Source organism: Bacillus rugosus, from assembly GCF_023238245.1.
GTDB lineage: Bacteria > Bacillota > Bacilli > Bacillales > Bacillaceae > Bacillus > Bacillus rugosus.
Map to the genome: position 1 here is coordinate 4,029,491 of NZ_CP096590.1, position 14,152 is coordinate 4,043,642.

Sequence of the window (14,152 nt, forward strand, 5' to 3'; positions counted from 1 at the left end):
AAAGAGACATGGATTTTATGAATAAAAAACCAACAGATGCAGACCGTTTTATGCAAAGAGTGACGAGCCAGCATTCAAGCACCTCGCTTTTTTCAAATGCCCATATAGATACATCTGAAATGACACCAGAACAATTGGCGGCGTTCAAAGAGAAGAAAAGACAAGAACAAAAATTGGCACTGATGAATTCAATGAAAAAACAACTAAGCTATGCTTTTCAGGAAGACCGTAAGAATTTGTCTTCGCTCCTTGATCACATTACAGATGCAGAGCAGGCGATCAAGACAAAACGGGAAATTCTTGACCATCATATGTCAGGAAAAGCGATAGACAGTGTCACTGATAAAATAAAAGACCATCTTTCATTTGATAAAGTTCGTTCTCATGTGTCGAGTGTAGTGAATTCCATTGGCTTATAAAATATTCTGCATAACATAACATAAAGAGTACGTTCCAAGCTACAACTCACCAAAAGCCGGCTAATTGCCTGCTTTTTTGCTTTCTGCAGACTGACAAAGGGCTGACTTACATATGATATGATTACAAATCACAAAATAAGGGTAATTCTTCGTTGCACGATTAACAAAAGGAGGTCTCAATGGAACACTTAGACTTGCATCATATATTCGAACTAGGTTTTTTGTTAGTCATGATCGCAGCCGGAATCACCGCGATTGCCAAAAAGTGCAGGCAGCCTTATCCCATCGCGCTTGTGATTGTCGGAACGATCATTGGCCTTGTACATATTCCGCTCTTCGAACCTCTGAAAGACTTTATTACAGAGGGGGAAGTCTTTAACTTTGTCATCATTACGCTGTTCTTGCCGGCTTTATTAGGAGAAGCAGCGCTGAAGCTTCCTTTTTCCCACTTGAGAGAAAACAAACGGCCCGTCCTGGCACTTGCTTTCGGCGGTACGCTCATCTCGTTTCTGATCGTCGGCTTTTCTTCCATGTGGCTTATGCATTTGGCCATTCCGGCAGCGTTTGTCTTTGCCGCGCTGATGAGTGCGACAGATCCTGTCAGTGTGCTGTCCATTTTCAAGAGTGTCGGCGCACCGAAAAAGCTTTCGATCGTCGTTGAAGGAGAAAGCCTGTTCAATGACGGGCTGGCGGTTGTGCTGTTCAACATTTCCGCTTTTTACTTGATGACATATTTGGATCTTGGTATCCAAGGCGCCGGTTTAGGCTTGTGGGAGTTTGTCAAAGTCATTTCTCTCGGCCTTATCATCGGAGGCGTTCTTGGATATGTCTTTTCCCAGCTCACCAAGTATTTTGATGATTATCCTTTAGAAATTATTTTTAGTATCATTCTGTTTTACAGTTCATTCCTTTTGGCAGAAATGGCAGGTGCCTCCGGGGTAATCGCCGTCGTTGTCGCCGCGCTTATTTTCGGAAATTATGGCGCAAAAATTGGCATGAGTCCGACGACAAAGCTGAATATCAATAACTTTTGGGACGTCGCCGCCTTGCTCGCGAACTCCCTTGTCTTTTTAATGGTTGGACTTGAGATCACGAGAATTGACCTGACTGACAAATGGGGTTTGGCGATTATGGCGATTGTAATTGTGCTCATCGCCCGAAGTGCCGCCGTCTACATCAGTTTGGCCTTTATCAAGAAATTCCCGTCTACATGGAAGCATACCATCAATTGGGGCGGGCTGAAGGGCTCTCTGTCCATTGCACTCGTGCTGAGCCTGCCGAGAGACTTCCCTGGGCGTGAAGACATTCTGGTTTTCGCCTTCAGTGTCGTTCTGTTTTCCCTTGTTGTTCAGGGGCTCACCATCAAGCCGCTGCTGGAACGGTTAGGCGTGAATCAAAAAGAAGAAGGCAATCAGGAATACGAGGAATTGCTCGCAAAAGGACATCGCTTAGAAACCGCCATTAAAGAAGTCCAGCAAGTCAAACACAATTTGCTTATACATGAAGCTGTCTCCAGTGAACTGACAGACCAGTACAAAGAAGAGGTCAGCCAGCTGCATCAGCAAACAAACAAATTATTCGAAGCATACCCGGAACTCAAAAACAAACAGCAAATCATCTTAAAAAAACATTCCTTATACGCCCAATACCAAGCGATTGAGAACTTATCAAAGGAAGATATCATCTCAAACGAAGTGGCTGAGCAAGAGCAAGCACGGATCATTGATGAAATTGTAAGCTTGGAAAACGATCACTAACACAAAAAAGCAGACTGTCATCAGTCTGCTTTTTCTTTTATGATTTGAAAAAATCAACCAGCGGCTGAAAATCCTTTGATAAATCAACGTCATTGGGTTCTGCTTGAAGCAGGCGGTCAATCATACGCTCCAGTTCCTCAATATCATTTTGATCTGTATATTCAATAAAGTTTAAGCTTTCGAGCCAATCCCGGTATGAATGTTTAGCTTTGCCGTAGCTGTTTCCAAAGACAAGGCAAGGTGTTTTGGTGATAATCGAGAAAATCATCGCGTGAAGGCGGTCGGTGATGACCAATTTACTTGAACCGATGCGGTCAAGCATCTCTATAAAGTGTTTTTCACGATCGGCGTAATCAATGGTGTCGACCGTATCCAGCACCGTATCAGTACGCTCCGTATAGGTTGTTTTTTCTGCCCATTTCATCATCTGTGAAATGAAATCTTCGTCGGTCACTTTCTCCTTATCCGCTCTTAAAATAAAGAGAACACCGTCCCGCTCAAGCTCTTTCGGCACAATATCCAAGGAGAGCACCATATCCGGTGTGAAAATCACATTAGAGTTGAAGGTCTTTTTTACAACATCCAGCGTCTGCGTTTCACGCGCAGCAATCGTTAAATTAGGATTTTCATGGTACGCATCCTGTGTTTTCTTCTTTTCTTTACTTCCTTGCTCTGTATTTTCAAAATAAACGGATTGCGGCAGAGAAATCGATTTGTAGTCTTTAAACGCCGAGAAGACCTTTCTTCTGTCTTCCTCAATATCGAGATAAAGGTTTCCTAAATTCCCTCCGCCTGTAAAGCAGACAATATCGTCTTCACGGATGATCTCCTTCACCAGTTCAATGCCCTCATCCGTCGCATAATCCATAATCTCAATATATTCGTAATACGGAAAATGGTTTTTTATAAATTTCTCTTCCGCATACGCAATCGCTTGGTCACCAATGTTTGTGTAACTCGGGGAACCAAACAAAAATACTTTTCGTTTATCATTTAACAGGGCTTCTGGCTCTACATTTGGCGCAATGCCTTTTACTAGTTTTTTGCCTTTGATTTCTTGTACAGTCATGTCGTCGTCCTCCTTCTGGGATGAATGCCTCATTGTGTGGTTACCTGTCTCTACCCAAAAAGGAGGATGGCTATGCATTGGCATGTGCACAGGCTATATCAGAAACATCGCTTTTGCCAGTTTGATGGATGCCGCAATGTCCCGAGCTGTTCTTTCCATATATTCTGCGGCATGTTCAATCGCGTCTTCAAGAGGCACGGCTCCGGGAACGATGCTGAAAAGCGCATCGATTCCGTGTTGATAGACGGCATCACTGCCCCGTGATATTGATCCAGCAATGCCAATGACAGGCACATCATATGATTTAGCCGCTTTGGCCACGCCGATCGGTGTTTTGCCATAGATGGTTTGACTGTCAATTCGCCCCTCACCTGTAATCACAAGGTCTGCATCCTGAACTTCATCTTCAAAATCAACCGCTTCAAGGACAATATCAATGCCTCTTTTCAGATCAGCATGAAGAAAAGCCAGGAGACTCCACCCGAGACCGCCCGCTGCGCCTGCACCCGCTGTTTCTCTGCAGGCTGCTCCGAGCGCTTTTTCTGCCACATCTGCAAAATGGGTCAAGTGCTGATCCAGTGCACCCACCATGTCGGCCGTCGCGCCTTTTTGCGGACCGAAAACAGCCGAAGCCCCTCTTGGCCCTGTTAATGGATTATCCACATCACAGGCGACCTCCAGTTTGGCATTCAGCAATCTGGGATCAAGTCCGCTTACATCTATTGAGGCGAGCTGAGATAACGCGCCGCCCCCGGACCCGATCTCATGGCCTGAGTCATCAAGAAGCCTTCCGCCCAAAGCTTGAACCATCCCGGCTCCTCCGTCATTCGTGGCGCTTCCGCCGATCCCGATGATCAAATGCTCGGCACCCGCATCAAGAGCCGCTGTGATTAATTCTCCCGTTCCTCTTGTTGTAGTGACCAAAGGATTTCGCTTGTCAACGGGCACGAGATGCAGCCCTGAGGCGGCAGCCATTTCAATCACAGCTGTTTTCCCATCCCCCATCATGCCCAAAAACGCTTTCACCGGTTCCCCCAGCGGCCCGGTGACAACCTGCTCTTTGATCCATCCATTTGTGGCATCAACCAGAGACTGAACGGTACCTTCACCGCCGTCCGCCATCGGCAGTTTCCTGTAATCAGCACCCGGAAAAACTGATTTGAAACCTCTTTCTATTGCATCAGCGGCGTCCAGAGCTGATAAGCTTTCCTTAAAAGAATCAGGTGCAATGATGATTTTCAACTAAATCGCCTCTTTCAAAACATGATTCACTTCACCTATCTATCTCCAATGTACCATATCCCGTTTGGAAATACATACCACCTATTATGGAAAAAATTTTATTAAAAATTAGAAATGAAAGTGTTTGCATAAATGAAACATTCACGTTATCATACTTGTATACAAGTATACTCCTTGAGTGAGGAAGGTGAGTGTATGCTAGACTCCAAGGACCTGTTGTATCCCGCAAAATGGCTCTCAAAAGCGTCAACCGGTGTTCGTGTCGCATACGAGCTGAGAATGCGGATCATTTCAGGCATGATTGAAAGCGGTACCATTTTATCAGAAAATACGATCGCCGCCGAGTTTTCAGTAAGCCGTTCACCGGTTCGCGAAGCGTTAAAAATACTCGCATCCGAAAAAATCATCCGCTTAGAACGAATGGGAGCGGTAGTTATTGGGTTAACTGAAAAGGAAATCGCAGAAATTTATGATGTGCGTTTACTATTAGAAACATTTGTCTTTGAACGGCTTGTCAAAATCGACATTGAGCCTTTAGTCAAGGATCTCAGCAAAATACTTGAAATGATGAAAGTCTCCATCAAATACGAGGATGCAGACGAATTTTCATTTCAAGACGTGCTGTTCCATGAAACGATTATTCGAGCCATCGATCATTCATACATTCACATGATCTGGAACAATCTAAAACCCGTAATGGAAAGCTTTATTCTTTTATCAATGCGGGTACGGTTACAAGAAAAATACGAGGACTTCACAAGGATTTTAGATAACCATGAGCTTTATATTCAGGCCATTAAAGCAAAGGATAGGGCGCTGATGATTCAGTCTCTTCACCAAAACTTTGATGATGTGCAAGAAAAGGTAGAAGACCTGTGGCTCTCACAACAAATGCTGGCAAAAGGAGCTGAATACAACAATGACTAGTTATATGTTAGGAATTGATATCGGCACGACAAGCACAAAGGCTGTGTTGTTCAGTGAAAACGGAGACGTGGTACAGAAAGAAAGCATCGGCTACCCGCTCCATACACCGGACATTTCAACAGCTGAACAAAACCCGGAAGAGATTTTTCAGGCAGTCATCCAAACAACAGCGAGAATTACAAAACAGCATCCGGAAAAACAGATCTCATTCATTTCATTCAGCAGCGCCATGCACAGCGTCATCGCAATCGACGAAAATGACCAGCCGCTGACGCCATGCATCACATGGGCCGACAACCGGAGCGAAGGCTGGGCACATAAGATCAAAGATGAATTGAACGGGCATGAGGTGTACAAACGGACAGGAACACCGATCCATCCGATGTCACCGTTAAGCAAAATTGCCTGGATTACGAGTGAACGAAAAGAAATCGCTTCCAAAGCGAAAAAATATATCGGCATCAAAGAGTACATTTTTAAACAGCTGTTCAATGAGTATGTAATCGATTACTCCTTGGCTTCAGCGACAGGCATGATGAACCTGAAAAGCTTGGATTGGGACGAGAAAGCACTGCGCATCGCAGGCATCACACCTGATCACTTATCAAAACTTGTGCCGACAACCGAGATCTTTCAACACTGCAACCCGGAATTAGCGATACAGATGGGAATTGATTCGGAAACACCTTTTGTCATCGGCGCCAGCGACGGCGTGCTATCCAATCTCGGCGTCAACGCCATTAAAAAGGGCGAAATCGCCGTCACCATCGGGACAAGCGGTGCCATCCGCACGATTATTGACCAGCCGCAAACCGATGAAAAGGGAAGAATTTTCTGCTACGCCTTAACGGACAAGCATTGGGTCATCGGCGGTCCGGTGAACAATGGGGGCATCGTCCTTCGCTGGATCAGAGACGAGTTTGCCTCTTCCGAAATCGAGACAGCGACACGGCTGGGCATTGATCCATATGACGTGCTGACAAAAATCGCCGAACGCGTCAGACCTGGTTCTGACGGCCTGCTATTCCACCCGTACCTCGCCGGAGAACGCGCTCCGTTGTGGAATCCGGATGTACGCGGCTCATTTTTCGGCCTGACCATGTCGCATAAGAAAGAGCATATGATACGGGCGGCATTAGAGGGCGTCATTTACAACCTGTACACGGTGTTCCTGGCGTTAACAGAATGCATGGACGGACCGGTAACCCGCATCCAGGCGACAGGGGGATTTGCAAGGTCAGAGGTTTGGCGCCAAATGATGTCGGATATCTTTGAATCAGAGGTTGTCGTTCCGGAAAGCTATGAAAGCTCATGTCTCGGTGCCTGCATCTTAGGCCTGTATGCAACAGGAAAAATTGATTCATTCGATGCCGTGTCCGACATGGTCGGCAGCACGCACAGACACACGCCGATCGAAGACTCAGCCAAAGAATACAGAAAATTAATGCCGATTTTCATTAACCTATCAAGATCATTAGAAAATCAATATACACAAATCGCAAATTATCAGAGGGATTTAATCACACACAACTAGTACATGACATGAAGGGGAGGGCATTACCATGCCGTTAATCATCGTTGCACTTGGGATCCTTGCTTTACTACTTTTGATTATGGGCTTAAAATTAAACACATTTATTTCCTTACTGGTCGTGTCGTTCGGCGTGGCATTGGCACTCGGGATGCCGTTCGATAAAGTTGTCAGCTCCATTGAGGAAGGAATAGGGGGAACTCTTGGCCACATCGCACTCATCTTCGGACTCGGTGCGATGCTGGGCAAGCTGATCGCCGATTCAGGAGGGGCACAGCGCATTGCGATGACGCTCGTCAACAAATTCGGTGAGAAAAACATTCAATGGGCCGTTGTCATTGCCTCATTCATTATTGGTATTGCGTTATTTTTTGAAGTAGGGTTGGTTCTATTAATCCCGATTGTATTTGCGATTTCAAGAGAATTGAAGATTTCTATTTTATATCTCGGAATTCCGATGGTCGCAGCGCTATCCGTCACGCACGGTTTCCTGCCGCCGCATCCGGGACCTACGGCGATTGCCGGTGAGTACGGTGCAAACATTGGGGAAGTGCTGCTGTATGGCTTTATCGTTGCTGTTCCGACAGTGCTCATCGCAGGGCCTTTGTTTACAAAGTTCGCGAAAAAAATCGTTCCTGCATCTTTTGCGAAAAACGGCAATATTGCATCACTCGGTACGCAAAAAACGTTCAAGCTTGAGGAAACACCTGGCTTCGGAGTCAGCGTCTTTACTGCAATGCTTCCAATTATCATCATGTCAGTCGCAACGATTATCGACCTGCTTCAAGAAACAATCGGATTTGCGGATAACGGCGTTTTAGCTTTTATCCGATTGATTGGAAACGCATCGACTGCTATGATTATTTCGTTATTAGTCGCAGTCTATACAATGGGCATCAAACGCAACATTCCAATCAAAACCGTGATGGACTCTTGTTCAACAGCCATTTCACAAATCGGCATGATGCTTCTGATCATCGGGGGAGGCGGCGCCTTCAAACAAGTGCTGATCAACGGCGGTGTCGGCGATTATGTGGCAGACTTATTCAAAGGTACGGCATTATCGCCAATCGTCCTCGCATGGCTCATCGCGGCGATCCTGCGTATTTCTCTAGGGTCAGCCACGGTTGCCGCGCTAAGCACAACAGGGCTCGTCATTCCGTTATTGGGACATTCTGACGTCAACCTGGCATTAGTCGTGCTCGCAACAGGCGCCGGAAGTGTCATCGCTTCACACGTCAATGATGCCGGCTTCTGGATGTTCAAGGAATACTTCGGATTAAGCATGAAAGAAACATTTGCCACATGGACATTGTTGGAAACGATTATTTCCGTTGCTGGACTGGGATTCATATTATTGTTAAGTTTAGTTGTATGAAATTGATGAAGGAGCTGTAACACATGTTCAATACGATTGGTGTCATAGGCTTAGGCGTAATGGGAAGCAATATCGCCTTAAACATGGCAAACAAAGGTGAAAACGTCGCCGTCTATAATTACACCAGAGATTTAACGGACCAGCTTGTCCAAAAGCTGGATGGACAATCTCTCAGCCCGTACTACGAGCTTCAGGATTTTGTTCAATCGTTAGAGAAACCAAGAAAAATCTTTCTGATGGTCACAGCGGGAAAACCCGTAGATTCCGTCATCCAATCATTAATGCCTTTGCTTGAAGAAGGCGACGTCATCATGGACGGAGGCAACTCCCACTATGAAGACACCCAAAGAAGATATGACGAGCTGAAGGAAAAGGGCATCGGCTATCTGGGAGTCGGCATTTCCGGCGGTGAAGTCGGCGCATTAACAGGGCCTTCCATCATGCCCGGCGGAGATCGCGACGTCTATGACAAAGCCGCTCCTATCCTGACGAAAATTGCAGCTCAAGTTGGAGAAGATCCGTGCTGTGTCTACATTGGTCCAAAAGGGGCAGGGCACTTTACAAAAATGGTGCACAACGGCATTGAGTATGCCGACATGCAGCTGATTGCAGAAGCGTATACGTTTCTGAGAGAAACGCTGCGTCTGCCGCTAGATGAAATTGCATCTATTTTTGAAACATGGAACCAAGGTGAGCTGAAAAGCTATTTAATAGAGATTACAGCTGAGATTTTACGTAAAAAAGATGAAAAAACAGGACAGCCTTTGATTGATGTCATCCTTGATAAAACCGGCCAAAAAGGCACCGGAAAATGGACGAGCATGCAGGCGATTGATAACGGCATCCCGTCCACAATCATCACAGAGTCCTTGTTCGCCCGCTATTTGTCATCCTTAAAAGAAGAACGGATGGCAGCTCAAGACGTGTTAGCAGGCCCAGAAGCCGAAGAAAAACACTTGGATAAAGACACTTGGATTGAATACGTCAGACAGGCTCTTTATATGGGTAAAGTATGCGCCTATGCACAAGGCTTTGCCCAATACAAAATGTCATCTGAGCTTTACGGATGGAATCTGCCGCTAAAAGACATCGCCTTGATTTTCCGAGGCGGCTGCATCATCCGCGCTGATTTCCTAAATGTGATCAGCGAAGCATTCAGCGAACAGCCAAACCTGGCAAACCTGCTGATCGCGCCTTATTTCACAGATAAGCTTCAAGCCTATCAAACAGGCCTGCGAAAAGTCGTTTGCGAGGGCATCAGCACAGGAATCTCATTCCCATGCTTAACCACCGCGCTCTCTTATTACGACGGCTATCGCACAGGACGTTCCAATGCGAACCTCTTGCAGGCGCAGCGTGATTACTTCGGCGCCCATACGTACGAACGGACAGATATGGACGGCATTTTCCATACGAATTGGTCTGAGTAACAGTCATAAAAAAACACGGTCAGTTTCAACTGAACCGTGTTTTTTTATCTATTATTTCTTCTTCCCTCTAAAAAAGAGAACCAGCAATAAAAGAATCACCCAAACAACAGGAGACATAAGTAATGTTTTAAATATCATAAACAGTGATACAATAATAGCTAGAAACAACCCCCAAGATAATAAAGTAAAAATCAGCATGCTTGTTGCTCCGTTCTATTTTTACTTTTATATGAGGGAGAACTAAAGGTATACGTTCACATACATCGCCCTGCCCCTTGCTCATTGTGTCATAAAATGTTCAAATGCCTGAAACGGACTGACATTCTGATTTACAAAAGTAACGAAAAACCTTGTCTAATTGAGAATCAAGCCGTTTTCATATTCTCAACTGCTACAAGAGAAATGCCTAAATCCTTCCTATCACTCCTTAAACAAGACGAAAAAAAGTAAGTTATTCATGGGTTTTGGCTTGACAAAAAATATATATTAATTAATAATTCATATATAATTAGAATTATTATTGAAAGCGAATATGCTTTCTAATACATTTTTAGGAGGAATATACATTATGTCTTTAATCGGTAAAGAAGTACTTCCATTCGAAGCAAAAGCATTCAAAAACGGTGAATTCATCGATGTAACAAACGAATCTCTGAAAGGCCAATGGAGCGTATTCTGCTTCTACCCAGCAGATTTCTCTTTCGTATGCCCAACTGAGCTTGAAGATCTTCAAAACCAATACGCTGCACTTAAAGAATTAGGTGTTGAAGTATACTCTATCTCTACAGATACTCACTTCGTACACAAAGGCTGGCATGACAGCTCTGAAAAAATCGGCAAAATCACTTACGCAATGATCGGTGACCCTTCTCAAACGATCTCTCGCAACTTCGATGTTCTTGACGAAGAATCTGGTCTTGCTGACCGCGGAACATTCATCATCGATCCAGATGGCGTCATCCAAACTGTAGAAATCAATGCAGGCGGTATCGGCCGTGACGCAAGCAACCTGATCAGCAAAGTAAAAGCTGCACAATACGTTCGTCAAAACCCAGGTGAAGTTTGCCCGGCTAAATGGGAAGAAGGCGGCGAAACTCTTACACCTAGCCTTGATCTAGTAGGTAAAATCTAAGGAGTGCATTCCATTGGTACTTGATGCAAATATCAAAGCACAATTAAATCAATACATGCAGCTAATTGAGAATGACATTGTTCTCAAAGTTAGCGCAGGCGAAGATGACACTTCTAAGGACATGCTGGCTCTTGTAGATGAGCTGGCTTCCATGTCATCTAACATTTCAGTTGAAAAAGCTGAATTAAACAGAACGCCAAGCTTCAGTGTCAATCGTGTCGGAGAAGACACTGGCGTTACATTCGCCGGTATCCCTCTGGGCCACGAATTTACATCATTAGTCTTGGCGCTGCTCCAAGTGAGCGGCAGACCGCCTAAGGTAGACCAAAAAGTCATTGATCAGGTGAAGAAGATCAGCGGTGAATACCACTTTGAATCTTATATCAGCCTGACATGCCACAACTGCCCTGACGTTGTACAAGCTTTAAACATGATGAGCGTGCTGAACCCGAACATTACGCACACGATGATCGACGGTGCAGCATACAAATCAGAAGTTGAAAGCAAAAACATCATGGCAGTGCCGACCGTTTACCTGAATGGCGAATCCTTCGGAAGCGGCCGTATGACGCTTGAAGAAATTCTTGCGAAAATGGGCAGCGGCGCAGATGCATCTGAGTTTGCCGACAAAGAGCCGTTTGACGTTCTTGTTGTCGGAGGCGGACCTGCTGGCGCAAGTGCAGCTATCTACACTGCGCGTAAAGGCATCCGCACTGGTGTTGTCGCTGAGCGCTTCGGCGGACAGGTTCTCGACACAATGAGCATCGAAAACTTCATCAGCGTCAAAGCGACTGAAGGACCGAAGCTTGCTGCAAGTCTTGAAGAGCACGTGAAGGAATATGATATTGATGTCATGAACCTTCAGCGCGCAAAACGCCTTGAGAAGAAAGATCTGTTCGAACTTGAACTTGAAAACGGCGCTGTCCTGAAAAGTAAAACAGTGATCCTTTCAACAGGTGCCCGCTGGCGCAATGTCAACGTACCTGGCGAACAAGAGTTCAAAAACAAAGGTGTCGCATATTGCCCGCACTGTGATGGACCGTTGTTTGAAGGCAAAGACGTAGCAGTTATCGGCGGCGGAAACTCTGGAATCGAGGCTGCGATCGATCTCGCAGGCATCGTTAAACACGTTACTGTGCTTGAGTTCGCGCCGGATCTGAAAGCAGACGAAGTGCTGCAAAAACGTCTTTACAGCCTGCCTAACGTCACTGTCGTAAAGAACGCACAAACGAAAGAAATCACAGGCGATCAAAGCGTAAACGGCATCACATACGTAGACCGCGAAACAGGCGAAGAAAAACACGTTGAACTCCAAGGTGTATTCGTCCAAATCGGTCTCGTGCCAAACACAGAATGGTTAGAAGGAACGGTTGAACGCAACCGCATCGGCGAAATCATCGTCGACAAACACGGCGCGACAAGCGTCCCAGGCTTATTCGCTGCGGGTGACTGTACAGACAGTGCATACAACCAAATCATTATTTCTATGGGATCAGGTGCAACTGCCGCTCTCGGCGCGTTTGATTACCTTATCCGTAACTAATACAAGAAAGCCGCAATATTGCCAGATTGGCAGCATTGCGGCTTTCTTTTTTATTCCAAAAATATTGCATGTTTTATACAATTGTAATATAGTTGTAATGTTAGTGAATGGTCACTTCACACTCAGCATATTTGCTGTTTTTAAAGCGATCCGCACTGATTTCCTATTTAAAGTGCCCTGATACTTTTTGACCTTTTTCTTCAGATCTTTAATGGTTTTTTCCTTTTTGGCATTTTCTAATGCCATAAGTGCTTCCCAGCGTTTCGCTGTTTCTGTGGAACTGCAGCCGCTAACTGTAGTGACAGGTGGAAGAAGCTTCGTGTTAGATAGTTTTTCGTCAAAAGGAACGGTATCAGGAATCGCTTTCTCTTTATAAATATGATCCAACTCATTTTGATTCAGGAAGCTGATGAAATGGTCAAAGTTTTGTGCTTGCCGTTTCTCAGGCTGATGAAAATCAAGGGTTTCAATTAATTCTGATAGTTTTGTTTGCTCTGTTATTTCATTTGCCATGACATGTGTTAACTGATGGTACTCAGCTAATTCCCGCATTCTGGCATCTTTCGGAAGCAACAGGCTCGGTGTTCCGGCAATTGTCGCTGCAATATTACCATGCAGCCTTGCGCCAAAGCTTAAATCAGCTTGTCTCAGGAAATCCAGCCAAGTCGGCACATTTAAAAAGAACCGGACTCTATCATTCTGATAAGCTGGGTCTTCCATGCTGACCGGATAATTAACGGCAGGCTTCGCTATCGCAGGTGCACCTGCATACGTCAGAATCATTTCTTTTCGCCATTGCGGGATAAAGTAATGATTTGGGAACTCTTTCATGCTTCTCGTAATGAAGTCCAGTACATGCTTAGGGGACAGCCTTGATGAGTTAACCGTCACCATTGAATCTGGTGTGATATCGGTTTCTCTAATCTTCAGTTCTCTTCCAAACGCATACATAGATGGACAGCCAATTACCGTATGGTCAATGCCTTCACGGAATCCTAATCTGGAAAGGTATTTCGCTGTAATCTCACCGCGGACACCAATCATATTTGATCTCTCCAGCACGGCACTCACAAACGCCTTCACATCTTGATCAAAAGGAAAACCCTCATTTAATTTTGGTTCAAACGGAGCCCGCAAACCAACACCGATCACAACAACCGGAATGGTTAGTTTCTTAATTAATTGGGTATATTTCCGTAAAGAAGGCACGAAATCCTCGCGGAATGCATCTGCCAGCGGAATAATATACATATCATATTTTTTATTAATTTGTTCAGCATCTGCCGGATGAATCCGATAATAATCTGGAGTAATCGTCGTTCCTTCTGTCATCAGCGTACGAAACACACTGTAGGCATATACTAAGTTTCCCACGTTGCCGCCAATGGAGTTGCGAACAATCATTTCAGCTGCATTGAATGTATCAAATGGTGATATGCCAGATCTTATTAAAATGTTTTTCAATGTGATGTTACCCCTTCCTCACCTAATTTTTTCAGGAGATTTGCTTAGGGAACTCTATCATGATCTTAAATATTTCTGTCAAACACCCGCTTTCATCCCTTTTTACTCACAAACTCTCTCCCTTTCTTCCATTCTAATATTAAATTATACAAAAAAGGATCTTACAGGTGAAATCATAACATAACGATCAGCACTAGTAATCTATTCCCATCACTGGATGTCAGTTCACATCACACCAAAAAACCCGAACCAGGCACTTC

11 protein-coding genes are annotated in these 14,152 nt (G+C 44.9%); 8 read left to right on the top strand and 3 right to left on the bottom strand.

The window, feature by feature from the left end; all coding sequences use genetic code 11:
- The first annotated feature begins 8 nt into the window (after positions 1–8).
- Both M0696_RS20370 and M0696_RS20375 read left to right on the top strand, forming a co-directional pair.
- Positions 9–419, top strand: a complete 411-nt coding sequence (locus M0696_RS20370; protein ID WP_222142384.1) for a hypothetical protein — start codon at positions 9–11, stop codon at positions 417–419.
- Between the two features lie 179 nt (positions 420–598).
- Positions 599–2,176: a Na+/H+ antiporter gene (locus tag M0696_RS20375; RefSeq protein ID WP_222142385.1), complete on the top strand. Its 1,578-nt coding sequence runs from the start codon at positions 599–601 to the stop codon at positions 2,174–2,176.
- A gap of 37 nt (positions 2,177–2,213) precedes the next feature.
- On the opposite strand, the gene M0696_RS20380 is transcribed toward M0696_RS20375, so the two are convergent.
- Both M0696_RS20380 and M0696_RS20385 read right to left on the bottom strand, forming a co-directional pair.
- The gene (locus M0696_RS20380; protein WP_222142386.1) at positions 2,214–3,245 is read right to left on the bottom strand and encodes a polysaccharide pyruvyl transferase family protein; all 1,032 of its coding nucleotides are present in this window, start codon (positions 3,243–3,245) and stop codon (positions 2,214–2,216) included.
- Between the two features lie 93 nt (positions 3,246–3,338).
- Entirely contained in the window at positions 3,339–4,487 is a 1,149-nt protein-coding gene (locus M0696_RS20385; protein ID WP_222142387.1) for a glycerate kinase, read from the bottom strand.
- Between the two features lie 195 nt (positions 4,488–4,682).
- Here M0696_RS20385 and gntR point away from each other — a divergent pair, with 195 nt between their 5' ends.
- The 6 genes from gntR (at position 4,683) to ahpF (ending at position 12,428) form a co-directional block, all read left to right on the top strand.
- Entirely contained in the window at positions 4,683–5,414 is a 732-nt protein-coding gene (gntR, locus tag M0696_RS20390; protein ID WP_166846351.1) for a gluconate operon transcriptional repressor GntR, read from the top strand.
- On the top strand, positions 5,407–6,948 hold the full coding sequence (gene gntK / locus M0696_RS20395) for a gluconokinase (protein WP_222142388.1): 1,542 nt from the start codon (positions 5,407–5,409) through the stop codon (positions 6,946–6,948). Before gntR ends, gntK begins: the two co-directional genes overlap by 8 nt.
- Before the next feature lie 28 nt (positions 6,949–6,976).
- On the top strand, positions 6,977–8,323 hold the full coding sequence (gene gntP, locus M0696_RS20400) for a gluconate permease GntP (protein WP_166846346.1): 1,347 nt from the start codon (positions 6,977–6,979) through the stop codon (positions 8,321–8,323).
- A gap of 23 nt (positions 8,324–8,346) precedes the next feature.
- Entirely contained in the window at positions 8,347–9,753 is a 1,407-nt protein-coding gene (gene gnd / locus M0696_RS20405) for a decarboxylating NADP(+)-dependent phosphogluconate dehydrogenase (protein WP_222142389.1), read from the top strand.
- Between the two features lie 568 nt (positions 9,754–10,321).
- Positions 10,322–10,885 carry an alkyl hydroperoxide reductase subunit C gene (gene ahpC / locus M0696_RS20410; RefSeq protein ID WP_064815472.1) on the top strand — a complete coding sequence of 188 codons (564 nt, stop codon included), beginning with the start codon at positions 10,322–10,324 and terminating at the stop codon, positions 10,883–10,885.
- Between the two features lie 13 nt (positions 10,886–10,898).
- Positions 10,899–12,428: an alkyl hydroperoxide reductase subunit F gene (gene ahpF / locus M0696_RS20415; RefSeq protein ID WP_222142390.1), complete on the top strand. Its 1,530-nt coding sequence runs from the start codon at positions 10,899–10,901 to the stop codon at positions 12,426–12,428.
- Between the two features lie 111 nt (positions 12,429–12,539).
- Here the strand turns inward: ahpF and M0696_RS20420 are convergent, their stop codons facing one another.
- Positions 12,540–13,892 carry a polysaccharide pyruvyl transferase family protein gene (locus M0696_RS20420; RefSeq protein WP_222142391.1) on the bottom strand — a complete coding sequence of 451 codons (1,353 nt, stop codon included), beginning with the start codon at positions 13,890–13,892 and terminating at the stop codon, positions 12,540–12,542.
- Between the last annotated feature and the right edge of the window lie 260 nt (positions 13,893–14,152).